The organism is Actinomadura sp. NPDC048032 (assembly GCF_040653175.1).
GTDB lineage: Bacteria > Actinomycetota > Actinomycetes > Streptosporangiales > Streptosporangiaceae > Spirillospora > Spirillospora verrucosospora.
The window spans coordinates 1-20,252 of record NZ_JBEZJP010000057.1 but is presented as its reverse complement, the minus strand read 5'-3'; the positions used below and the strand labels follow the sequence as shown (position 1 = coordinate 20,252).

The following is a 20,252-nucleotide window of genomic DNA, read 5'->3' as shown; positions in this document are numbered from 1 at the left end:
CCACCGGTACGTGCGCGAGCGCAGCAGGCCGGGCTCCTCGACGTCGATGCCGTACTCGCTGTGCAGATCGGCCTCGATCAGGGCCCACTGCTCGAAGAGGTCCCGCCACGAGATCCGGGAGCCTTCTTCCGGGTCGTCGAGCGTGAGCCCCTCGTACCACTCGTAGAGGCCCGTGACGGGGTCTTTCTCCCCGCAGCCGACGAGGCCCGGCGGGTGGCCCGGTTCGCTCCCGACGGCGGACGCCCCGTCACCGGGGCCAGCGCTTCCCCCACCGCACCGGACTCCCAGAACTTCTCGGCCGTGTCCTCGTCGGCGTAGATCCACACCATCGTGGTGACCGCGGCGCGCTTGAGTTCCTCCCAGTCGACACCGTCGTCCAGCATCTGCTGGTAGGCGTCGCCGAGGATGGCCTCGTAGCTGTTGAGCTCCTGGGCGTCGTCGAGGAGCTCGTCGTCCAGGTCGAACTCGTCGCCCGCCTGCGCGGCCTGCACGCCGGCGTCCATGAGCCGCTGGACGAGCAGGCCGGTCTGGGCGTCGACGCCGTTGATGCGGTAGGTGATCCCGCCGATCGGCAGGTCGATGTGCGGGCCCTCAGCGAACTCCCGCAGGTCCTTGAACGCCACGTCAGACCGCCGGGTTCGTGATGACGGTGCGCTTGCCCTGGCCGGACAGCTTGATCGTGACGGTGTCCAGGTCCTTGGCCTCGCCGCCCTCGGGCTCCCAGCTCACCGACGCGAACCCGCTGTAGGCCTCGGGGCCGCCGTCGCGGTCGTACCAGCGGACCTGCGGGGTGCCCGCACTGCCGAACTTGTCGGCCGCCAGGCGCAGCGCCTCCTGGCCGGGGTCGTAGTTCTCGGACGTGACGCCGATCTTGCGGAGCACCTTGGTCTCAAGGCTCCACTTCATCTGGGTCTTGGACTCGCTGGCCCACCCGTCGGAGTCGTAGTCGGAGTCGTCTTCCATGTTCGACTCGACCTGCGTCTTCAGCTCGCCGATCGCGCGGACCGGCGTCCACACCGGGGACCCGACGGTGCCGGTGTTCACGTCGAGCTTCCACTTTCGCGCCAGCGTCGAGACGAGCTGCTCGTCACCCGTCGGCGCCGAGTAGGTCAGCCCGCCGGACAGCGTCACCGACCCCGGGGCCAGGACGACGTTCTGCGCGCCCGCCGACCCCGCCGGGGCCGTGACCCGCATCAGCGTCGCCGACAGCGCCTCGAACGCGATGACGGCCGTGCCGCCGATCGTCACGCCGGTGACCGTGTTCAGGTCGGTGCCGGTGATGTAGTGGTTGGTGCCGCCCGTCGTCGGCGCGGTGGCCGGGGTGATCCCGGTGATCGCGATGGCCATGCGTTGTCTCCTGTTCAGTCGGGCCGGTGCGAGTTCGGCCGGGACGCGAGGACGAAGTAGTTACAAGAGCGCTCGTAGCGGCCCTGGCGGTCGACGCCCAGCAGGGCCGTGGACCGCCGGTAGATCAGCGAGGTGTGCACCGCCTCGGAGCCGGCGCCGAGGGTGAGCATCCGCGCACCGTGCAGCAGGTCCCACGCCGCGTCGGCGAGCTGTTCGACGGTGTCGGGGTCGGTGGTGCCGCGCGAGCGGATCTGCACGCCCACCGTCACGTCGCTGAGGTCGGCGTCCTCCTCCTCGACCTCGACGTAGGAGCCCAGCGCGTACGCCCGGTCGAACGCCTCGGGCAGGGTCCGCAGCGTGATCGGCGGCGGAGAGGGCGCGATGTAGGCGCCGGTGGCCTGCCACTGCCCGACTCCTCGCGCGTCCAGGTAGGCGGCCAGGCCGGTCAGCAGGTTCTCGGTCCAGGACGACATCAGCGGCGCAGGAAGTTGCGGGCGGTCCGCGCCATGACCCGCAGCATGGAGGGACGCTGCGTCAGCATCGGGATCTCCAGGTACTTGCGGGAGCGCCCGGGGTCGTGGCGGTAGTAGGCGTCCTCGTGCTGGCGGACCGCCTCGGCGTCGGAGTAGGACACCGCCGCCTTCCCCTCGGCGTCGGTGGTGACCTGACCGGAGGCGAGCAGGTCGCCGGTCTCCAGTGGCACCCGCCGGTTGGACTCCTCCAGCAGCAGTTCGGCCGCCGCGCGAGTACCCGCGCCGGCGGCTCGGCGCACCTGTGCGGCGACGCGCTCGCCGTCCCAGTCCAGCTCGAATCGTCGCGTCATGGCTGCCTCGCTCTCACTGGACGGCGACCTTCAGATGCCGCAGCCGCACTGGCACGGCGTGCCGGTGCACCTCGACCGCCCGGCCGACCTCACCGGTCGGCAGGGTGATCCGGGACCGCGGCGGGCAGTCGGTCGTGAACGGCATGTACACGGTGGTGGTCGCGCCGACCTCGGCCCGGTCCGCCGATCCGTCGCGGCCGTGCGCGTAGGTCTCGGCCTCCTGCACCCGGCACCGCACCGTGACCGGCGGCCCGTACACCGCGCCCTTGGCGCCCTCGCCGGCGAACGGCTCGACCTGGCATTCCTGCTGGAACATCCGGCCGATCATCGGGTGCCGACCATCGCCGCCGAGCCGCCGCCGAACCGTGCGCGAAGCCGGTCACGGGTCCGGTCCGACAGCTCCATCTCGGTGGCGCCGGCCGCCTTGTCGTAGGTCACGGCGTAGTCGCCGAGCCGCTCCGACACGATCCGGTCCACGACCAGCCCAGCCCCGCCCTCGTCCTGCTCGGCCAGCTTGATCGCCGCACCGGCCATGCGGCACACCAGGTCCACCACGTCCGCGGGCACGTCGGGCAGCCCGTGCGTATAGGTGACCTCGAAGGCCTTGGGCTGCGGGCCGTCCACCGTCCAGCCGCACATCCGGAACAGGAACCCGTCGACCAGCGCCCAGTCTTCGCCCGGGATGAGAGCGTCACCGTCCAGCACCACCGAGGCCACCGATACGACCGGCGGGCCGGGCAGCCGGAGCCACTGCCCGCCGTCCCCGAACAGGGGCACGGTCGAGGTGGTCTGGCTGATCGGCACACCGGCCGCGTCCCGCACCGCCGCCGACGCCACCGCGAGGTAGGTCTCGGCGAGCCTCTGGTCGTCCCAGGTGATGGTGCGGGCGTCGAGGTCGTCGGTGGTCGCCAGCGGCGGCAGCGCCATGTCAGCCCCCGAACTTCTCGATCAGTTCGGCCTTGGTCATCGCCTCGGCCTCGCTGGCGGGGGTGTCGTGGGCCTTCTCTGCGTAGGCGACCCATTCGGCCTTGGGCGCGCGGGTCGACGGGCGCTCCGCCTCGCCGTCCCTACTGGGCTCGGGCGGGTCGTCCTCGGTGATGCCGAACACGGCCGGGACCTCGCGGAGCGCCGCCGCGAGGTCCTCGTCGTCGGTCTCGAAGACGTGGCCGCTGAACTCCACCAAGCCGGCGCGGGTGCGGATCGGGACCAGCGCGTGCGGGAACCGCTCCGCCGGGATCGTGAACCGTGCCATCGTCAGACCAGCGGGTTGTCGTCGGAGGTGACGCCGGTGAGCTTGCCGTGCGCCTTCTCGTTGCCGTACTTCAGGCCGACCTCGCCGTAGATCTGGTACTTCTCGGCGGCGCCGGCCTTGCCGAGCGGCTCGGTGAACAGGAACCCCTTGCCCGGGATGGGCAGGAACACCGGGGCGCACTCCTCCAGGGAGACGACCTGCAGGACGCTGGAGGGCATCCACCGGTTGAGCATGACGTTGAGCCGCCCGAAGTCGGTCTCGATCGTCATGAGGTGGACACCGCCGACGTCGCGGGAGGTCTCCTGGAAGCCCTTGCCGGTGATGAAGATGTTCGTCAGGGCCCGCTTCAGCGAGCCGTTCACCATGACGGTGGCGGTGTCGGACATCTGGATGCCGCCGTTCTCCCAGACCGTCTGCAGCAGGTCCAGGACCATGCCCTCGGTCAGCGCGACGTTCTTGGTCACCACGGCGCCGCCGTCGGTGGAGAACGCGATCGCCGTGCCGTTCGGCTTGGTGGCGAGCTTGAAGGTGTTGGTCGCCGAGTCGCGGACGTAGTAGGTCTGGTTCTCCCTGACCGTGCCGACCGCGCCGCCCGTCAGCGACGACAGGGTGACGGCCTGCCCGTTGGACATGCCATGCGCCGAGATCGTGAACGACTCGTCGTCGGCCTCGATGACCGCCGTGCCGACCGCCGCGCCGCCGCCGGCCGCGACGTTGGTGGTGGTGGCCTCCAGGATGCCGCGGGTGCGGCGCGCGGTGGCGTTCGTGGAGGGGTTGTTGAACGTGCCGACGATGAAGGACCGCTCGATGTCGCGGGCGATCTGCTCCAGGTGCCGCTGCGTCTGCCAGTCCAGCTCGTTGGTCACCGGGTTGTTGCCGGAGATCCCGACGGAGCCGGGGTGGTTGGAGCCGGTGGAGTTGTACTGGCCCGTCGCGGCGAGCTTGGTGTAGGTGACCTCCAGGGACTCCTGGTGGATCTCCACGACGTTGCCGACGTTGAACCGCACCCGCGCCTCGGCGGTCGGGGCGTTGGCGCCCTCGACGCGCTGACGGCCCTCGTCGGCGTCGCGCAGGTCGTACCCCTGCCACTGGAAGTAGGTCGACTCGGCCTGCTCGCCGCCCGTCAGCCCGCCGATGCTCGACAGGAACGGGGTGTCGGTGGGGGACGCGGCGAACAGCTCGCCGACGTAGTTCGGCAGGTTGAACGTGGTGCCCTGCCCGGTGATGCCCGCCATGGGAATCTCCTTCGTCTCGGGTGACAGGCAGGGCCGTGCGGCCTGCCGTGATCGTTATGCGGACTGGGTGAGCTTGCTGCTCTTGAGGCGACGGGCCTCCGCCCAATCGCCCTTGCTCTCGGCCTCGGCGATGCGCTCGTCGAGGGAGGCGGGCTTGGCCTTCTTGCGGGCGCCCTGGTCGGCGCCGCCCTGGAACCGCTTCGGGGCCTCGGCCGCCAGATACGGCTCCTCGCGCAGGAGCTCGCTGATCGCGTCGGCGATCTCGCCCTGGTCGACGTCGCCGTTGTCGTCGACCTCGAACTTGTCGAGGTCGAGCAGCTTCATCGCCAGCGCCGGGTTGGCGAGCCTGCCCGCCGCGGCGGCCTTGACTTCCGCGCGGACGATGCGGGTGTTGGCCTTGGCGAGCGCGGCCTTCTCCACCTCGGCGGCCTTCTGCGCGGCCTCGTCGCCCCCGTTGCGGAGACGCTGGATCTCGGCCTTGGCCTCACGCAGTTCCTGCGCGGCCTTGCGGCGCCGCTCCTTCTCGGCCTGCAGCGCCTTCTCGCCGGCCGGACCGAGCGGCTTGTCCCCCTCGGACTTCGCCTCGCCCTCGGGCCGCTCGTCAGTCTCCTCGACCTCGGTGGCCTCGGGCTGCTCGGCGGCGGATTCGGTCTGCTCGTTGGTCTGCTCGTCGGACATGGTTCTCCCCGTTGCGGGTGTTCACCCCGTGCCCTTGCGGCGCGGGAGGTCAGGTGATGAAGCCGTAGCGCTTCAGAAGGCGGATCGCCTCGTCGCGGTCGCCGTCGGCGATGCGGTAGATCTCCTCGGGCATCAGGCGCGGGGACGGGGACCCGCGGCGGCGGGCCGTGCCCCGGCGGGTGGTGCCCTCGGTGGTGACTCGGCGTCCGCCGGCGGTCGCCATGCCGCGGCGCGCGTTGACGACCTGCGCGATGTTCGCGCCGTCCCGGACCGCCTGTGCTCCGGCCTTGCCGAAGGTGCGGTCCTGTTCCTCGCGCGACAGGGAGTCGAAGATCGCTTTCGGGTCGGTGTGGCGGGTCCGCAGGTCCTCGACCGTGCAGATCGGCCGGTGCACGCACGTGCAGTTCGGGTGCCGCTCGAACCCGTCGCTCCAGGTGTAGACGGTCCCGGCCAGGATGATGCACCGCGAGCACGCGCCCGGGCTCACGATCCGCTCGTAGCCGAGCACCACCCGGTCCGCGGCCATCGCCACTCCCGCGGCGACCCGGCCAGCGTCGCTGACCTGCGTGGCTACGATCATCGCCATGCGGCGGATCAGCCGCTCGAAGGCGACGTCGGGGTCCATGCCGTTCTCGATGTTCCGCACCGCCACGGCGATCGGGTAGCCCAGCAGCGAGTCCAGCGCCCGCCCGTCAGAGGCGGTCCCGGCCAGCGCGCCCGACGCGACCCGTCCTGCAAGCCGAGACCGGACCCCGGCGGCGCGCAGCACCTGCCGGACGTAGGCGGCGCCGTCGCGCGCCGACTCCCGCTGAGCGGCGATGACCGCTGCGAGCACCTGTTCGTCCACGCCGCCCGTCCACGACGGCCCCGGCCTGTCGCGCGACAGCAGGCTCAGGCCCCGCAGCATCGCACCCACGGACCGCTGCACGAGCGTCTGCTGCCGTCGCTGATGGGTCCGGGCCAGCTCATCGACGCCCGCCACCGGCTACGCCTCGGCCGCGTCAGGCTCGGGAGCGGGCTCCTCGGGCGGGCCGTCCAGTTCGGGGCGGCCGTTCATCAGTTGCCCGATCGGGTCCAGTCCGGCTTCTCGCTCGCGCATCGCCATCAGGTCGGCGATCTCGGTCGGGGTGAGGTTGTACCGGGCGGCGAGGAACTCGAACGGGAACCCGATGGTCTTCAGCTTCAGCAGCGAGTCGGTGAGCTGCGCAACGTTGCGGGACTCTGGATCGGCCCACATCACCGTGCCTGCCGCCGCCGCTTGCGCCGTCGCCTCGTCCTCCTTGGCGAGCGCGATGAGGCGGAACACCTCACGCAGCGCCTGCCCGTACCAGAGCTGTTTCTCCTCGCACCGCTTCACCAGCCCGGCCTCGGCCGCGATCAACGCGTCGCCGGACAGGTTCGCCATCTTGCCGATCAGGTAGTGCGCCGGCGTGCGGGTCTGTGCGGCGACGTGCCCGACCGCGACCTCGATGACGTCCATGAACGGCTTCAGGTCCGCCTCCGGCCAGTTGGCGATGGAGGCGTCCTTGTCGGGCACCCACAGCACCCGGTCCAGGGCGAACTTGTCCAGCGGCACCGGGCGTTCCCCGATCACCTCGCCCTTGTCGTTCAGGATCGGCGTGGTCGGCATCTCCGCGCCCAGCACCACCCGTTGCGCCAGCGAGGCGAAGTCGGCGCCGTTGAACGTCAGCGCCCACAGCAGGTTGATCGCGTCCTGCATGGATACGACCCCGGCGATGTCGCTGATCGGGTCGTCGGCCAGCCGGGGCCGGTTTTGCAGCTCCACCATCGGCACGACGCCCATCGGGTTGGGCTGCGGGTTCTTCTGGTCCCCGGTCTCCTCGATGTCGCGCAGCACCCACTCGTGGACGAACTTGTCCACTGACGCCAGCGGCAGCGACTTCCGCGCTTTCTGGCTGGCCTGGTAGGTGGCCCGCTTGAACTTGAACACCTGGTCGGGCAGGTACAGCGTGCAGTACTCGTCGTCGCCGTCCTGCCACCGCTTCAGCGCCGCGACCCGTTCCCGCCGCGACCCGGCCCGGTAAGCCACGATCGCCTGCGTGGCGTCCTCGAACGTCACCGTCGGGGTGTCGCTGTTGTCGGGGTTCCACACCAGCGCGAACGACCGCGACGACACCCCAGCGTCCAGGAACGCCAGTTGCGAGTCGGCGTCCAGGCCGTTGGTCATCCAGACCCGCCACAGGTCCTTGTCGGCCTTCTCAGCGCCGTACGGCTTGAACCCTGTGACGGTGAGGCGCTCCACCGGAGAGTCGGCAACGACCTGGGTCCAGTTGTCGCTGAAGCCCTGGTACCGCTTGGCGAAGAACTTCGCGAACTCATCCGAGGCGAACTTCAGCGGATGGTCACCGGAGTAGTAGCAGCCGAGCCGCTCCGCCTCCGGCGTCCGCCGGTTCAGCTCCTCGGTCAGCCGGTCGGCGAGCTCGCGCGCCTGCGCCAGGTTGAGCGCCACGACACCTCCCGGTCACCACATCGACGACGTGTACACGTAGGACTTCTTCTTGGGTCGGGCCAGGCCTGCGGCGAGGGCGTCACCTGCGGCCTCATGCGCCAGGATCGAGGTGACCGCGGCGTCGATCTTCTGAGCGTCGCTGGCCTTCACCAGCACGTAGCGGCCCTGCAAGCGGGCGGCCTTGCGGGCGTTGCCCATGTGCTCGGCCGTGATCTCGCACCCGTCATGGTTGAACGTCGAGTCGGCCTTGCTGACGTCGACCAGCAGCCGCTCGGCCGCCGCGTGCATCTGCAGAGGCCGCCGCGTGTACCAGCGGATGACGCGCTTCTCGCCGTACCGCTCCACCCACGCGTCGCACTCCGTGGTCCACTCCGGCGGGTCCACGTACGCGCGGACCACGTCGTAGCGGGCCATGACCTCGTCGAACGCGGCGTCGACTTCCAGGCGCGGCACCTGCCCGCCGAAGTCGGCCGGGTTCCAGATCGTCGGCAGCGCGTCCGGTCCGTAGGTCGGCGTGAACTGGTAGCCGTCGAGGGTCTCCACCCTCAAAGCCGTCCAGTCGTCCACGTCGCTGCCGTCAAAGCCCAGGACAACCGTGGTGCCCGCGCCCACCTCGCGCGGTTTCTCGCGCGCCGCCCAGGCGGACACATCCATCCACGCCGAATGGCCCGACACGATGCGGTTGCCGTAGAACCGCTCGGCCTGCGCCGGGTCGGTCTCCAGGAGCTCGGCGGCCTCAGCCTCGATGCCGTCCAGGTCGACGTGCGCGCTGCCCGCGTACACGTGCCGGTGGATCTTCCGCCGCTCCGCCTTGTTCTTGTACGACAGGCCCGCCGGCGGCAGCTCATGGAACTTGAAGATGTCCCGCCGCTGGGACTCCGCGGTCCGCTGCGCGTCGCTGCTCTCCGACGGGTCCCATGCGTTCGTGGTGCCGAGCGCCCGGCCGCCCATGCCCGCCAGGCCGCGGCGCTGAGTCTGCGCGACGCCGACGAGCTTGTTCGTCTTGGTGTACAGCCCAGTCTCGTCCTGCAGCGCAGCCGTGATCGGGTTGCCGAGCCGGGACATCGCCGACGAGGTCACCACGTCGATGCGGCCCTCGTCACCGATCCGGATGAAGTTCTCCCCGACCTTCATCTGCTCGGCCAGCGGGCCGCCCTTCACCATCGCCTGCAGCGGCCGGTACACGTTCGCGACCTGGTCCTCAGAGGTGGCCAGGAGCTGGATCAGCGGGGTCGGCCAGGGGATGCCCATCGGGTCGCCCGGCTCGTACTCGAAAATCCACCCGCAGTCGCAGCCGTGCTCGGCGCACACGTACGCCTCGCCGCCCTCGGCCCACCCGTCGAACACCGCGGGGCCGCGCGCCTCCAGGCACACGATCGTCGCCGACCACGGGCCCTTGCCGGTCTTCTGCGGCGCGACGACCTGGGACCGGCGGTAGTGGAACGCCGTCGCGAGCTGCCCCACCTGCGCGGTCGGCTTCACCCGGTAGTGGTTGACCGTGCACCACAGCTGCCAGTCGTACATCTCGAACGGGTCGCCCTTGCGGAACCCGTCCGGGACGATGCAGTGCTGGGCTATCCAGTCAGCGCCCAGGAAGCCGAGGGTGGGCCAGCGGACGACCCAGTCATTCCTCTGCTGCGTCATCGCGGACGACCTTCAGCCGGCTCCGCGACGAGGACCGCTTCGGGCTCTCCTTGCTCGGCGCCGGGACCGCCTCAGCGGGAACCACCGGCTCGATCTTCCACCGGTTCGCGCGTAGGCCCGGCGTCGTCAGCCCCAGCGAGTCGGCCATCTGCCGCACCAGCGTGCCCAGGTTGATCGGGCTCCCCGGCTTCTCCACCTGCGCCAGGTTGCGCACGTACAGCGCGACCTCGATCTCCTGCCCGTACCGCTCCCACATCAAGCTCTGAGGCTTCCTCCACAGGTCAGCCCACAGATCCGCCTCGCGTTCGCTGTGCCCCGACAGCGGCCACACCGGCGCATCGCCCGGCCGGCCCGTCGCGGGCAGCAGCGACCACTCGCCCTTGTCCCGCTCACGGCGCAGCGCGTTCGGGTCCGGCGGCGGTCCTGACCTGGCGTGTCCGCCCTTCGGCATGGTGATCCTCCTCGGCCACGTTGCGTGACCTCAGCGGGGTCACGTTGCGTGACACCCTTGGTGATCTTGAGAGGCTCTGACCTGGCGCACCCGGCGGAGCCCTCCCGCACGGTCGCGCCCCCTAGTCGATCAAGGGGTCGTCCCCCACCCTCTGTAACCAGATGACGGTTACTCACAGTGCATGACATCTGTGCAGGTCAGAGGGGCTGTGCGGAGTGTGATCGTCACGAGGTGTGGTCAGGTGCTCGGCGTGTTCCAGCCGCCGGGCTGGCGGGTCGTGGTCTGCGCGGAGTCGCATGGTGCGCAGAGGCCGCGTCCGTAGATCGGGTCGTCCGGGTCCAGGCTCTTGGCTTCGAGCTGGCGGCGGTCCAGCGGATAGTGGTCGGCGACGGTGGCGGGTGCGGTGCGGCAGATCACGCACGTCGGGTTCTTGGCGAGCACGCCGGCGCGGAACCGGGTGCGGTGCTTGTGGCCGTAGCCACGCTGTGCGCTGTTGCCCCTGCGCTGCTCGGCCTCGGCCTTGCACGTGGGGCAGCGCCCGCCCTCGGTCAGTTCAGGGCAGCCGGGGGTCGAGCACACCCGGAGCCCCCTACCCCTGCCCATGGGCACCCCCGGGGTCTACAGGTCCCGGACCTTCAGCGGTCCGTAGACGATCGTCTTGCGGGAGGCGCCCTGGACGGCGTCGACGCGGTACCAGCGGACGCCGGCCTCGGTGAGGGCCGTGTCGGGGATGGCGACGCTATAGGCGCCCGCGAGGGGCGCGCTGACGGTGATGTCGCCGCCCGTGGTGGACAGCACGGTCACGGAGGCGTCGTCGTCGGCGGTGGCCTCGGACGGCTTCAGGAGCATCTCCAGCGTGACGCCGGTCAGGTCGAGCGGTTCGCCCTGGTCGTCCAGGACGGTGCCGGTGAGGGTCTCATCGTTGCCCTGGGAGACGGTGAGGGCTCGGCGCGTGGGCATCAGACCCACAGCTGCCATGGAGGCCGATGGCCCCGCCGCTCCTCGGCCTGAATGAAGGCGCGGAGCCATCCTGGGTCGCGCCTGGACTCTCGGCGGACGAATTCGCGGAGGACTTCCGGGTGTGCGTCAAGGTAGGCCCTGATCTGATCATCGTCCACGGGCCACCTCCTCAGGTGATCGATCCGGTCAGCGTCCCAGTGGCCGTGAGCGTCCCCGTCCGGCCGCCCGTGACGTCTAGGGCGCCCGCGTAGGGCTCATCGGGCGTAAGGGCTCCCGCGTACGCCTCAACGGCCTCCAGTGCGCCGCTGAGGCGTCCCGTGGGGCTCAGGGTGCCCGTGAGGTCCGGGAGCGTCCCAGGAGCCCCTCCACCGGCCACCGGGACGGCGAGGACGGTCTCGACGGCGGTGCCGACAGAAAGTGTCTTGCCTCGGCCGAGCACACCGGGGATGGCCGTCTCGGTGGGGGGTCCGATCGGGAGCAGGCGCACCCGGCCGAGGGTCTGTGCCGTGGCTCGCTCAACGGCGGGCTGCAGGGCGAGGTGTTTGGTCTTCCCGACCGCCAGGGCCTGGCAGGGTTCGGCGGCCGGGAAGACCGGCTCTGTGGTGGCGCCGGGCTGGGTGATGTGCTCGGCGGTGTTGGTGTCGGTCGCAGGGCCGATGGCGGCGGCCTTCGCCAGCGCGAAGGGCTGTGCTGTGTGGGCAGTGCCGGCGGTGCCGAGCGCCTGCGTCTTGCGGCGGGTGACCGCGCGGGCCTCAGCGGTGTCCTGTGCTGCTGTGAGCGCCGTCCGCTTGCCCCGGGCGAGCGTCCGGGCCTCGTCGGCTTCCCCGGCGTTCTGAACGGCACGTAGGTCACCCACAGGGCGCGCGGTGGTCGTCTCGGTGGCGGTTGGCACGGCGAGGGCCTTGCGGCGTCCCACCGGCTGCGCGGTGTCGACTGTCGCCCCGGGGCCGACCGTGCGGCGTCTTGCTCGTCCGAGAGCCTGCGCGGTCTCGGTGGTGCCCGCGGGGCTCGTGCTGCGCGCCTTACGGCGGGTGAGGGGCTGCGCGGTCTCGGTGGCCTGGGCGGTGACGCCTGCGCGGGTCTTGCGGCGCCCTGCGGGCTGTGCGGACTCGGTGGAGCTGGCCTGCGCAGCCGTCCGGGCCTTCCCCTTCCCAGACGGCTGCGCAGCGTCGGTTTCGCCTGCCGTTCCAACCGCGGCGGACTGGGCGCCCGGTTTCAGGCTGACGGTCCACGTGACGACGTTGGCGGACGCGAATGCGTTGCCGGACGTCCACGAGCCGGGCGTGACGACCGTCCCGGACGCTCGGGTCACTGCCAGGCCGTCATCACCGGCGGCGACGATCGTGCCGCCGCTGCCGGTCGCGGCGCCGTCGGAGTCGGCCCGCTCGTTGTTAAACGGCGATGCCGGCGGCGTCCAGGCGCTCGTGCCGGTCGTCGAGCGCTCGCCGATGCCGATCCAGACGACCGCGTTGGCGACGCCGGTCGTGACCGATGGGGAGGCGTGCGTGGTGCCCGACACGGTCTCGTCGCGGGCCTGCGGGGTGCCGTCGATCGGGTTGGTGGCGTTCAGGCCCCGGTAGACGATCAGGACGGCCGACTGCCGGTTGGCGAGCGCGCCGGTGTTGGTCAGGCTGAGGTTCCCCGACTCCGACCCGTTGCAGGTGCGCCACATGAACCGGTACCGGGCCGACCCGGACGAGCCGTCGAACGCGCCGCCGGTCGGGACCGTCCATCCTGCGGGGATCGTCGGGGTGGCCGTGTTCTGCATGATCCACAGAACGATCGCGGTGTCGCCGGACTGGACGCCGGCGGGCCATGTGACGGGGTTGGCGGCGGTGTTGATGTTCGCGACGTTGCCGCCGCCGGAGTCGGCGCCGACGAAGGAGACCACGACGCCCTCCCGGCCGGGTTACGCGGCCGAGGTCGCCCGGATGAGATCCGCGATCGTCGCGGTGACGTCCGAGCCGTCGGGGGTGATCGCGAAGTCGTGCTTGGACAGCGGGATCAGGTCGCTGTCGGTGCCCGTGGTGGTGTCCGGGTCGTAGCAGATCACCAGGGCGCTGATCGGGTTGCCGGTCGCGGCCGTCCACGTGATGTCCGCGGCGTCGATCGCTACGCGGTCGTTGGTGTCGTCCACGGTGACGGTGACGCCGGACAACGTCTTGCGGCCCATGCTCAACTGCTCATTGCTCGCGCCGGCCAGGAGCGTGGCGAGGTCGTCGTAGTCGCGCATGGTCGCGTCACCGACGATCCCGGACGTCTCGATCGGGACCGCGATGAGCGCGTCGTTGGTCGCCGGGAGGCTGGCGTAGTAGGCGACCCGGCCGAGGGCCACGTTGAACACGATGTTCGCCACGGCGGGCACCTCCGGGCATGCAAAAGGCCCGGGAGCTGGGCTCACCGGGCCTTGCGACGAATGTTCGATTTGAACACACAGTAGCGTTCGTGGGGCGGTTTGTCACTCTGAGTCGAATGTGTGTTCCAGGTCGGTCAAGCGGTCGCCTTGCCTTCCTTGGCTGCGCGGGCGGCGAGGAGGTCCAGGACGTCCCCGAGCCGGTACAGCGGCACCGTCTTGCGGCCCACGTTGCGTGTGCCGTGCGGGATGAGCATGCCGCGGTGCACGTACCCGCGGATCGCTTCGGGGGTCAGGGGCTGTCCGTAGGCGCTGATGGCGCGGGCGATCTCGGTGGTGGTGGCGAGGGTGTCCTCTGCGGACCGCAGCAGCCACGCACGCCGGTCGGTGACCTCGTACACGAGATCGCAGTGGGTGCACTCGACGTAGGCGGCTGCGGGGTGGGCGTACATGTCCTCGCCGCACTCGTCGCAGGGGCCGGCGAACAGCAGCTCCGCGGGCCGGTCCACAGCTCGGCGAGCGACCCGGGCGGCCTCCAGGGCGATGTCGAGGTACTCGGGGGCGCGGTGGTGGTGGCGGAGCCATCCGACGCGGGGCCTGATCCACGCGGCCAGGCCGGTCACCGACTGGTCGGTGGGGAGGTCGGCGCGGGTCTCGTGGGCGATGACGTCCACGGCGAGGATCCGCAGGAGACGCCGGACCTCAGCGGCGGCGACGCTGACGTGGGGGTCGTAGGGCAGGGGCTGCGGCTGCAGGGTGCCGGGGGCGAATCGCTCGTCGCGGTCTTCGGCCTTGGGGCGGCCCGGCCGACGGTTGATGCGGGCCTGTCGAGACATGGCCACGTCGAGGTCGTAGCCGAGGCCCTGGTAGCGGCTGATCTGCTGGATGGCGTCGTCGAGTTTGTAGGCGCAGGACACGCACAGCACGGCGTCGCGGGCGGGTGCTCCGCAGTGGCAGAGCTGCTGGTCGGTCATCGGTTTCCCCCCTCTGCCCCGGGCCGGTCGGGGCCCGGGGCGAGTCGTACGTGCCGGGCGGCCCCCTGCCCGGGCTGGGCTATTCGTGGTCGTTCGTCAGGACGGGTTCGGGCTGCCCTGCGCAGCTGTGCGTCAAGGACCAGGGACCGCGGCAGTGGCCGCAGGTGACGAGCTCACTGACGCCCCACTGCTTCTGCATCGCCCGGCAGGTTCCGGGGGCGTCCCTTCGCAGGGCGTCCCGGATGGCGTTCTGCGCGATGACGGCGGGGTGGTCGTCTCCGATGTCGTGGCCGTACACGGTGTGCGCGTCGGCGGAGTAGGCGGCGACCCAGGTGGGGGCTGCGGGCACGGTCCAGCGCGCGGCCCGGTTCGACTGGTGGTCGGTGGCCTGGGCGATGTCGATCAGCGCGGAGATGACGTCGTGTTTCTGTGGCCGCTCGACAGCGCAGGCGGTCCTGAGCATCTCTAGGAAGATCTGGCGCGGGACGGTGATCGTTTCGGTCATGGCTGGCCTGCGGGGTTGGGGGTGTTGGCGCGCTTCCGCTCGCCGTGCTGGTAGAGGCGGTCGACGGCCTTCAGGAACAGGCGGTAGATCATGGGATCCTCCAATCAAGGCCCGCCCAGTTAGGGGCTGGGCGGGCCTCAGCGGGTCAGATGGCGCGGTGGGCGTAGCGGCGGAGTAGATCGGCGATGCCCTGGTCGTGCTCGGCGTCACCCGCTCGGCTCGCGATGAGGTCGGCAGCCCGGCCGGGGTTGGCCTGGCAGTTCCCGCACAGCCAGGCGTCGAGGCCGTAGTTGATGGTGGGGGCGTCGCTCCGGAGGCATCCGCTGCAGGGGCCGGTCAGTCTGCCCTCGAAGCGGTGGCCGATGAGGTCGCAGGTGTTGACGTGTCCCTCGCCGCGGCGGTCCATCTCCGCCTCATAGCCGACCACGACGTCCCCGTGGAAAGTGATCGGGCTGAGGGACGGGTCGATCGCTGTGAGTCCTTGGCAGGACAGGTCGTAGGCGTTCACGGGCATGGTCAGTTCTCCTCGGTGATCGGCGGGCGTGCGTTCACGCGCCGCATGTACTGGGTGTGGCGGTCGGTGCGGAGCCGCCGGCGGATGCCCTCGGCCTCGTTCAGGACGTTGTCTGCGTGGTTGGCGGCGTCGACGCTCCGCAGGTTGAACGCCTTGTTGCTCAGGTCCTGGCGGGGCGCGTGAGCCCCTCCGGCCTTTACGCGGCCAGCGCACGGGGTTCCGGGCTCGGCCTTGCATCGGGGGCAGTGGAACCAGGACGGCTTAGGCGCCGGGTGGGTCGCTAGGTAGGCGTCTCGGGCCCGGTCGTAGGCCTCGGTGTCGGGCAGCGCCATGGCTCAGCCCCTTCGCTCGTAGGTCTCCTGGGTGCCCTGAGCGATCCGCCGGCCGATGTTGGTGAGGACGTCCGCCTCGTACGGCTCCATGTGGCGCTCGCTCGCCTGGATGTCCTTGAGGAAGCGCAGGAGGGCCTGGTCGCGCACGAGCGGGGACCAGCGGGCGGCCAGGTCGTACAGGTCGGGCAGGGTGGCCGGGTAGATGTACTCGGTGAGGTGGTCATCGCCGACGGCGAGGACGTACCTGGGTGAGTCCTCCCGGGCCCAGGCGGCGAAGCCGCCGTTGTATCGGTCGCCGACCTCGAAGAGCTCCTCGTACTCGAGGCGCTGACGCAGCACGGTCTCCGAGGGCGCGGAGTCGGTGTTGTGCCATGCCTCCATGACCACGTCGGGGCCGTTCGTCCACTGCCCGCTGGCGTAGTGGAGGGCGGTGCGTGTCTCGCTCATGGGGTCGCCTTCCTGTTCCTGGTTGCGGTTCTCGGTCATGCCAGCCACGCCGGGAGGTCGACGGCCCAGCCGCAGGTCCAGGTGTGGCCCTGAGCGCAGGTGTAGGTCCCGCGGATCCGGTCCCCCTGCCGGACGGCGGCGTGGGGCCAGTAGGTGGCGTAGGCGTCGCAGGGGCACAGGCCGCCGCGACCCCGGTCCTTGTTGGTCCGGACGCACCGGTCGCGGCACTCCTTGCACATGTCGCCGTAGGGGGTGGTGATCGCCATGTCCTGGGCTGCGGCGAGCCAGTCCGCGAGGGTCAGATCGGTCTGCTCGCTCTGGGTGGCGAGGTCGTTCAGTGCCGCCCTCAGCGCCCGGTAGGCGGGGAGGCGGGACAGCGCGGTGTGGTCGTAGCTCCGCACGGTCGTGAGGTAGGTGTCGTCGGGCATGTCGGGCTCCTCAGAAGGGCGGGTTGTCGTCGGCCGGGGTGGACCACTGGTCGGCGGGCGGCTGGTTCTGCGGGGCACCGAAGCCGCTGCGCTGCTGCTGGCCCTGCTGGGTGCGCTGGGCCTTGGTCACCTTCGCGGTGGCGTTACGGAGGGACGGGCCGATCTCGTCGACCTCGACCTCGAACACCGTGCGCTTCTCGCCGGCCTTGGTCTCGTACGAGCGCTGCTTGAGGCGGCCCTGGACGATGACACGCATGCCCTTGGTGAGGCTCTCGGAACAGGACTCGGCCATCTGGCGCCACACGTTGCAGGTCAGGAAGAGGGCGTCGCCGTCCTTCCATTCCTGGGTGTCGCGGTCGTAGTAGCGGGGGGTGGACGCGACGCGGAAGTTCGCGACGGCCTGGCCGCTCGGGGTGAAGCGCAGGTTCGGGTCCTCGACGAGGTTCCCGATCAGGGTGATCGTTGTGTCGCCTGCCATGGGTTCTCCTTCGTGGTGCTGGGTGCGGATGGCGATGGAGCAGGTGGTGTGGACCCAGCCGAGGCGGGGCCGCTGGGTGATGGATTGGCCCGTAATGATCACGACCGTGCAGATACCGCACTCTCCACCGGAGCGGCGGGCTTTCTTAGTGCGGCTGGCGTTCATGACGGGACCGCGTAGACGCCACGCCCGACCTTGAGGATTCGCCCGGCGTCACTGTGGCGGCGCAGGTACTCGTACACGCCGCTGCCGAACTTGTCCGCGAGTTCCTTCGCGCCGGCTTGTCCGCTGGGCTGACTGCGGATGTAGTCGATGATCTGCGCCGACTTGTCGGAGATCGTTTCGCTCTCCTGGCGCCTGGCTGCCGCAGCAGCAGCGTCCATCAGGTCCGTTCCGTCCAAGACCCAGTTGACGCCGTCGTGCAAGTCGAGGGCGTACTCCTCCTCTGGCACGTCACGGCCGGTGACGTGGAGGACTGCGTTCGTTGCCTTGCGCTTCCGGGCGAGGACCATGATGGTGTCGGCGGATCCGGCGAGTCCGTTCGTGCCGCTGACAGAGTCAACGAAGTCTTCCGATGCCGCTTTGCGGTCGTGGTGGATCACGATGAGCGCGAGACCGGGGTTGTCGTCGGCCACCTTCTTGAGGTCGCCGCCGACGCGGTAGTCGCGTTGGTAGCTCGACTCGCCTTGCATTGCCTGCGGCATCACCTTGCCGAGGGTGTCGAGCACGACCATGGACGTGTCGGGGTGCCTCCTCATCCACGCCTCGATGACCCTGACGACCTTGCCCGGGGGGACGCTGGTCTTGTAATGGAAGTTCTCCGGGATGTCCTCGCTGGCACCAAGGAGGGTGCGGCAACGAGACTGCATGCGGCGGTCGCCATCTTCGAGGGCGAGGTACAGCACCTTCTTAGGTTCGGGGATTTGGAGGACGCCGATCGACTTGCCTCCTGCTGCAACGCTTAGGAGGAGGTTCGCCAAGAGCCAGCTTTTCCCGGCCTTGGGAGGGCCGACCAGGATGGTGAGCCCCTCTGGGACCAGGCCGGGGACCGCCCATTGGATGGGCGCGAACTCGGTCTTGTTCAGCCAGGTGCCGTCGCGGACGTCAGCCAGGAGCTCGTCGTCCTCCTCTCGGAGGATCGCCGCCATTTCCTCAACCGTGTGAGAAGTGTGAGAAGTGTGAGTTTCCAGGACGGTGAGCCTGGTGTGGGGGTCAGCCGGGATGCCCGCTGAGGTGACGATCCGTTCCGCCTGCTCGCTCAAGCGGCCCTCCCGAATGCAGAGCTGATGGTGTTTTGGACTTCGCGGTCTCCGAGCCCGATCTGCTCTGCCGCCTGGGCGAGGGCCCTGAAGGCGGCGTTGCGGTCGACGCCGCCCTCGCGGACCATCTCGGCTGCCCTGCATGCGGCCCAGTGGAGGACGTTGTTCCGCTGTCCCTTGGGGGCATTGAGGACCGTGTCGACGAGCCCGACGAATCTGGAATGAGGACGTGCTTCCCCAGTCGCCTGCGGCAGGGGCGTCCGGATCGGTGTCGGGGGCGCTGGCGGGGCGGCGAGGTCGGCTAGCCACTCTGGTAGCGGCAGAGCTGGGGCCGGGTTGACGACGGTGTACTCGGCACCGCCAACGACAGACCCGACACCGAGCACGTAGCCGCCGCCAGGGCTTCCGTCGCTGTTGCGGTCCCCACGAACGTCAATCATCGGCCCGACCTTGCTCGTGCTGTTCGGGACGTGGCGGCCTTCGATCGCGGTGAAGTAAAGGTGGAAGCCGCCGCTCGCGGTCTTCACGGTGAAGGTGTCCGGCCAGGCTTCGCCTTGCTGTTCCAGCAGGTAGGCGAGAACGTCAGCGCCTTCGTTGATGCCGCCGAGCGCGCGCCATTCCTCGGGGATGGTCCCGCCGTGCGCCGGGGTGTCCAGGTCGATGACGACCAGGCGGGATGCGGCGCACGCGACACCGATGTTCGGTTCGTCGGTGGGCCAGTGCTCCGAGATGACGGCTGGGTTTGCGCTGTTCCGCTGCTTCCACTTCCAGCCAGAGCGCGGGCGCTTCTCGGCCTTGCAGCTCTCGCAGTCGGAGTCCGAGCCGACCGGGTGGGCATGGCCATCGCGGGGGGTGCCGCAGGGGAACACGGCCCAGTTGCGTTCGGTGTGGGCGAGCGCGGCCCGCTTGCGGGTCACCATGGCTGCCGACCTTCGAGGACGTCTTGGATACGTCGCCGGTCGGCACCCTCCTGGAGAAGGTGAACCGCAGTGGTGATCCGGCCGCGCAACTCGACGGCGGCGGCTACCTCGAAGGTGACGAGCTGCACCGCCCAAGGAAGCAGGTCCTCGCGGTCGCGGCTATCCAGGGCATCGGGGGTGCCGTCGGTACCCTGGTGGTGGTTGATGCGAGTCCGGTCCGGTGTGCGTCCTGCACCCGGGCCGTTCCCGTTCGTGCGGTCAGTTGCCATTGGTGCCCCCGGAGGCCGGGGACCGGCGGATTGCGTTCACGGGGTGACCCCCTCGTCGAGAATCTGGGTGAGTCGTTCGGCCGCTGCCGTCGCTCGGGTGAGGGGTCAGCCCCGAGGCGGCGTAGCGGTGATGTTGTGGTTTCGGGGGCCTGAGCCGTAGGGCTCAGGCGGACTCCGCGGCGAGGCCGAGGGTGTGCTCGGGGGTGTCGTGCATGCCGAGCGCGCGGAAGATCTCGATCCGGGGGACGCGGTAGGAGTTGCCGAGTCGGAGCACGCGGCAGGGGAACTCGCCCTTGCGGGCAAGTTCGCTGGACTTGGTCCGGCCCATGCCGAACGCTTTGCCAGCGGTCACGAGGTCGACGGACACGGGGAGTTCGAGGAGCTCCTCAAGCGTGAGGGCGGGGATGACCTTGGGCATCCTCACCAGTCCTTTCGGGGGTCCGATGTGACGACAGCATCTAGTCGGAATCAAAGCTGACACCGTCGATGTAGCCGAGCTGGGTTCAGACTCCACCTTGCGACCGGAAAAGTCAAATCATGTTCCGACCCGAATCGTCAGGTCTGGACTGAGGCTGACCCCCGCCGATACAGTCGCAGGTGTGACCACTCCCGAAACCAGCAACGACGACCGCTCATGGGACCGCCTGCCCGGCAAGGCGTACGGCGAGTTGCCAGCGGCAGCCATCACGCTGAACCAGCTGGTGGCCTACAACATGGCGTACTTCCGCAAAGCCGCCGGCCTCACGCAGGAGGACCTAGGCAAGCTCTTGCGGGGATGGACTCAGAAGCCCTGGGGCAAGGCGGCGGTCAGCGCGGCCGAGCGCGCGTGGGACGGCAAGCGGCCCCGACTACATCCGCACCGCCCGCGCCAAGGGCCTGCCGGAGAGGTCCGTCGTGACCCGGCACGCGCTGC

General features: G+C 70.1%; 28 protein-coding genes. 1 reads left to right on the top strand and 27 read right to left on the bottom strand.

Features of this window, described 5'->3' with window-relative positions:
- Window positions 1-77: 77 nt before the first annotated feature.
- The 27 genes from AB0C69_RS11040 to AB0C69_RS10910 all read right to left on the bottom strand — a co-directional run bounded on the left by AB0C69_RS11040 (window position 78) and on the right by AB0C69_RS10910 (window position 19,757).
- Window positions 78-623 (bottom strand): hypothetical protein, encoded by a 546-nt coding sequence (locus AB0C69_RS11040; protein ID WP_360352545.1) that lies wholly within the window; start codon window positions 621-623, stop codon window positions 78-80.
- A gap of 1 nt (window position 624) precedes the next feature.
- Complete coding sequence (locus AB0C69_RS11035; RefSeq protein WP_360352543.1) at window positions 625-1,347, bottom strand: IPT/TIG domain-containing protein; 723 nt, start codon at window positions 1,345-1,347, stop codon at window positions 625-627.
- A 14-nt stretch (window positions 1,348-1,361) separates the two neighbouring features.
- Window positions 1,362-1,820 carry a minor capsid protein gene (locus tag AB0C69_RS11030; protein ID WP_360352541.1) on the bottom strand — a complete coding sequence of 153 codons (459 nt, stop codon included), beginning with the start codon at window positions 1,818-1,820 and terminating at the stop codon, window positions 1,362-1,364.
- Window positions 1,820-2,170, bottom strand: a complete 351-nt coding sequence (locus AB0C69_RS11025; protein WP_360352539.1) for a hypothetical protein — start codon at window positions 2,168-2,170, stop codon at window positions 1,820-1,822. Before AB0C69_RS11025 ends, AB0C69_RS11030 begins: the two co-directional genes overlap by 1 nt.
- 13 nt (window positions 2,171-2,183) lie before the next feature.
- On the bottom strand, window positions 2,184-2,486 hold the full coding sequence (locus AB0C69_RS11020) for a hypothetical protein (RefSeq protein WP_360352537.1): 303 nt from the start codon (window positions 2,484-2,486) through the stop codon (window positions 2,184-2,186).
- A gap of 8 nt (window positions 2,487-2,494) precedes the next feature.
- On the bottom strand, window positions 2,495-3,097 hold the full coding sequence (locus tag AB0C69_RS11015; protein WP_360352535.1) for a hypothetical protein: 603 nt from the start codon (window positions 3,095-3,097) through the stop codon (window positions 2,495-2,497).
- 1 nt (window position 3,098) lies between these two features.
- Window positions 3,099-3,422 (bottom strand): hypothetical protein, encoded by a 324-nt coding sequence (locus AB0C69_RS11010; RefSeq protein ID WP_360352533.1) that lies wholly within the window; start codon window positions 3,420-3,422, stop codon window positions 3,099-3,101.
- A 2-nt stretch (window positions 3,423-3,424) separates the two neighbouring features.
- A complete protein-coding gene (locus tag AB0C69_RS11005; RefSeq protein WP_360352531.1) occupies window positions 3,425-4,657 on the bottom strand; it encodes a DUF5309 family protein in 1,233 nt (410 codons plus the stop codon).
- Window positions 4,658-4,711: 54 nt separating this feature from the next.
- Window positions 4,712-5,335, bottom strand: coding sequence for a hypothetical protein (locus AB0C69_RS11000; protein WP_360352529.1), 624 nt, complete (start codon window positions 5,333-5,335; stop codon window positions 4,712-4,714).
- 49 nt (window positions 5,336-5,384) lie between these two features.
- Window positions 5,385-6,317 (bottom strand): hypothetical protein, encoded by a 933-nt coding sequence (locus AB0C69_RS10995; RefSeq protein ID WP_360352527.1) that lies wholly within the window; start codon window positions 6,315-6,317, stop codon window positions 5,385-5,387.
- A gap of 3 nt (window positions 6,318-6,320) precedes the next feature.
- Window positions 6,321-7,805, bottom strand: coding sequence for a phage portal protein (locus AB0C69_RS10990; RefSeq protein ID WP_360352525.1), 1,485 nt, complete (start codon window positions 7,803-7,805; stop codon window positions 6,321-6,323).
- A gap of 12 nt (window positions 7,806-7,817) precedes the next feature.
- A complete protein-coding gene (locus tag AB0C69_RS10985) occupies window positions 7,818-9,449 on the bottom strand; it encodes a hypothetical protein (RefSeq protein WP_360352523.1) in 1,632 nt (543 codons plus the stop codon).
- Complete coding sequence (locus AB0C69_RS10980; RefSeq protein ID WP_360352521.1) at window positions 9,430-9,900, bottom strand: hypothetical protein; 471 nt, start codon at window positions 9,898-9,900, stop codon at window positions 9,430-9,432. The genes AB0C69_RS10985 and AB0C69_RS10980 overlap by 20 nt, the downstream gene beginning before the upstream one ends.
- Window positions 9,901-10,137: 237 nt before the next feature.
- Window positions 10,138-10,503, bottom strand: a complete 366-nt coding sequence (locus tag AB0C69_RS10975) for a hypothetical protein (protein ID WP_360352519.1) — start codon at window positions 10,501-10,503, stop codon at window positions 10,138-10,140.
- Between the two features lie 15 nt (window positions 10,504-10,518).
- Window positions 10,519-10,878, bottom strand: coding sequence for a hypothetical protein (locus tag AB0C69_RS10970; protein ID WP_360352517.1), 360 nt, complete (start codon window positions 10,876-10,878; stop codon window positions 10,519-10,521).
- A 151-nt stretch (window positions 10,879-11,029) separates the two neighbouring features.
- Complete coding sequence (locus tag AB0C69_RS10965) at window positions 11,030-12,751, bottom strand: hypothetical protein (RefSeq protein ID WP_360352515.1); 1,722 nt, start codon at window positions 12,749-12,751, stop codon at window positions 11,030-11,032.
- Window positions 12,752-12,769: 18 nt separating this feature from the next.
- Window positions 12,770-13,216, bottom strand: a complete 447-nt coding sequence (locus AB0C69_RS10960; RefSeq protein WP_360352513.1) for a hypothetical protein — start codon at window positions 13,214-13,216, stop codon at window positions 12,770-12,772.
- Window positions 13,217-13,350: 134 nt separating this feature from the next.
- Window positions 13,351-14,187 carry a hypothetical protein gene (locus AB0C69_RS10955; RefSeq protein ID WP_360352511.1) on the bottom strand — a complete coding sequence of 279 codons (837 nt, stop codon included), beginning with the start codon at window positions 14,185-14,187 and terminating at the stop codon, window positions 13,351-13,353.
- A 79-nt stretch (window positions 14,188-14,266) separates the two neighbouring features.
- Window positions 14,267-14,692 carry a hypothetical protein gene (locus AB0C69_RS10950; RefSeq protein ID WP_360352509.1) on the bottom strand — a complete coding sequence of 142 codons (426 nt, stop codon included), beginning with the start codon at window positions 14,690-14,692 and terminating at the stop codon, window positions 14,267-14,269.
- Between the two features lie 145 nt (window positions 14,693-14,837).
- Complete coding sequence (locus AB0C69_RS10945) at window positions 14,838-15,206, bottom strand: hypothetical protein (protein ID WP_360352507.1); 369 nt, start codon at window positions 15,204-15,206, stop codon at window positions 14,838-14,840.
- A gap of 2 nt (window positions 15,207-15,208) precedes the next feature.
- Window positions 15,209-15,538 (bottom strand): hypothetical protein, encoded by a 330-nt coding sequence (locus tag AB0C69_RS10940; protein ID WP_360352505.1) that lies wholly within the window; start codon window positions 15,536-15,538, stop codon window positions 15,209-15,211.
- A gap of 3 nt (window positions 15,539-15,541) precedes the next feature.
- Complete coding sequence (locus AB0C69_RS10935) at window positions 15,542-15,985, bottom strand: hypothetical protein (RefSeq protein WP_360352503.1); 444 nt, start codon at window positions 15,983-15,985, stop codon at window positions 15,542-15,544.
- 35 nt (window positions 15,986-16,020) lie between these two features.
- A complete protein-coding gene (locus AB0C69_RS10930) occupies window positions 16,021-16,413 on the bottom strand; it encodes a hypothetical protein (protein ID WP_360352501.1) in 393 nt (130 codons plus the stop codon).
- 10 nt (window positions 16,414-16,423) lie between these two features.
- Window positions 16,424-16,891 carry a single-stranded DNA-binding protein gene (locus tag AB0C69_RS10925; RefSeq protein WP_360352499.1) on the bottom strand — a complete coding sequence of 156 codons (468 nt, stop codon included), beginning with the start codon at window positions 16,889-16,891 and terminating at the stop codon, window positions 16,424-16,426.
- A gap of 161 nt (window positions 16,892-17,052) precedes the next feature.
- Complete coding sequence (locus AB0C69_RS10920) at window positions 17,053-18,153, bottom strand: AAA family ATPase (RefSeq protein ID WP_360352497.1); 1,101 nt, start codon at window positions 18,151-18,153, stop codon at window positions 17,053-17,055.
- Window positions 18,150-19,070, bottom strand: coding sequence for a bifunctional DNA primase/polymerase (locus AB0C69_RS10915; protein ID WP_360352494.1), 921 nt, complete (start codon window positions 19,068-19,070; stop codon window positions 18,150-18,152). Before AB0C69_RS10915 ends, AB0C69_RS10920 begins: the two co-directional genes overlap by 4 nt.
- Window positions 19,071-19,502: 432 nt before the next feature.
- Window positions 19,503-19,757, bottom strand: coding sequence for a hypothetical protein (locus AB0C69_RS10910; protein WP_360352492.1), 255 nt, complete (start codon window positions 19,755-19,757; stop codon window positions 19,503-19,505).
- A 181-nt stretch (window positions 19,758-19,938) separates the two neighbouring features.
- Here AB0C69_RS10910 and AB0C69_RS10905 point away from each other — a divergent pair.
- Window positions 19,939-20,252, top strand: a 314-nt coding sequence (locus tag AB0C69_RS10905; protein WP_360352490.1) for a hypothetical protein, incomplete at its 3' end; no start/stop codon positions are given.

What these genes read in the sequence shown, in the direction of transcription:
- AB0C69_RS11035 (WP_360352543.1), bottom strand. Translation starts at nt 1,347, where the DNA reads ATGGCCATCGCGATCACCGGGATCACCCCGGCCACCGCGCCGACGACG.
- AB0C69_RS11030 (WP_360352541.1), bottom strand. Translation starts at nt 1,820, where the DNA reads ATGTCGTCCTGGACCGAGAACCTGCTGACCGGCCTGGCCGCCTACCTG.
- AB0C69_RS11025 (WP_360352539.1), bottom strand. Translation starts at nt 2,170, where the DNA reads ATGACGCGACGATTCGAGCTGGACTGGGACGGCGAGCGCGTCGCCGCA.
- AB0C69_RS11020 (WP_360352537.1), bottom strand. Translation starts at nt 2,486, where the DNA reads ATGTTCCAGCAGGAATGCCAGGTCGAGCCGTTCGCCGGCGAGGGCGCC.
- AB0C69_RS11015 (WP_360352535.1), bottom strand. Translation starts at nt 3,097, where the DNA reads ATGGCGCTGCCGCCGCTGGCGACCACCGACGACCTCGACGCCCGCACC.
- AB0C69_RS11010 (WP_360352533.1), bottom strand. Translation starts at nt 3,422, where the DNA reads ATGGCACGGTTCACGATCCCGGCGGAGCGGTTCCCGCACGCGCTGGTC.
- AB0C69_RS11005 (WP_360352531.1), bottom strand. Translation starts at nt 4,657, where the DNA reads ATGGCGGGCATCACCGGGCAGGGCACCACGTTCAACCTGCCGAACTAC.
- AB0C69_RS11000 (WP_360352529.1), bottom strand. Translation starts at nt 5,335, where the DNA reads ATGTCCGACGAGCAGACCAACGAGCAGACCGAATCCGCCGCCGAGCAG.
- AB0C69_RS10985 (WP_360352523.1), bottom strand. Translation starts at nt 9,449, where the DNA reads ATGACGCAGCAGAGGAATGACTGGGTCGTCCGCTGGCCCACCCTCGGC.
- AB0C69_RS10980 (WP_360352521.1), bottom strand. Translation starts at nt 9,900, where the DNA reads ATGCCGAAGGGCGGACACGCCAGGTCAGGACCGCCGCCGGACCCGAAC.
- AB0C69_RS10975 (WP_360352519.1), bottom strand. Translation starts at nt 10,503, where the DNA reads ATGGGCAGGGGTAGGGGGCTCCGGGTGTGCTCGACCCCCGGCTGCCCT.
- AB0C69_RS10970 (WP_360352517.1), bottom strand. Translation starts at nt 10,878, where the DNA reads ATGGCAGCTGTGGGTCTGATGCCCACGCGCCGAGCCCTCACCGTCTCC.
- AB0C69_RS10955 (WP_360352511.1), bottom strand. Translation starts at nt 14,187, where the DNA reads ATGACCGACCAGCAGCTCTGCCACTGCGGAGCACCCGCCCGCGACGCC.
- AB0C69_RS10950 (WP_360352509.1), bottom strand. Translation starts at nt 14,692, where the DNA reads ATGACCGAAACGATCACCGTCCCGCGCCAGATCTTCCTAGAGATGCTC.
- AB0C69_RS10945 (WP_360352507.1), bottom strand. Translation starts at nt 15,206, where the DNA reads ATGCCCGTGAACGCCTACGACCTGTCCTGCCAAGGACTCACAGCGATC.
- AB0C69_RS10940 (WP_360352505.1), bottom strand. Translation starts at nt 15,538, where the DNA reads ATGGCGCTGCCCGACACCGAGGCCTACGACCGGGCCCGAGACGCCTAC.
- AB0C69_RS10935 (WP_360352503.1), bottom strand. Translation starts at nt 15,985, where the DNA reads ATGAGCGAGACACGCACCGCCCTCCACTACGCCAGCGGGCAGTGGACG.
- AB0C69_RS10930 (WP_360352501.1), bottom strand. Translation starts at nt 16,413, where the DNA reads ATGCCCGACGACACCTACCTCACGACCGTGCGGAGCTACGACCACACC.
- AB0C69_RS10925 (WP_360352499.1), bottom strand. Translation starts at nt 16,891, where the DNA reads ATGGCAGGCGACACAACGATCACCCTGATCGGGAACCTCGTCGAGGAC.
- AB0C69_RS10915 (WP_360352494.1), bottom strand. Translation starts at nt 19,070, where the DNA reads ATGGTGACCCGCAAGCGGGCCGCGCTCGCCCACACCGAACGCAACTGG.
- AB0C69_RS10910 (WP_360352492.1), bottom strand. Translation starts at nt 19,757, where the DNA reads ATGCCCAAGGTCATCCCCGCCCTCACGCTTGAGGAGCTCCTCGAACTC.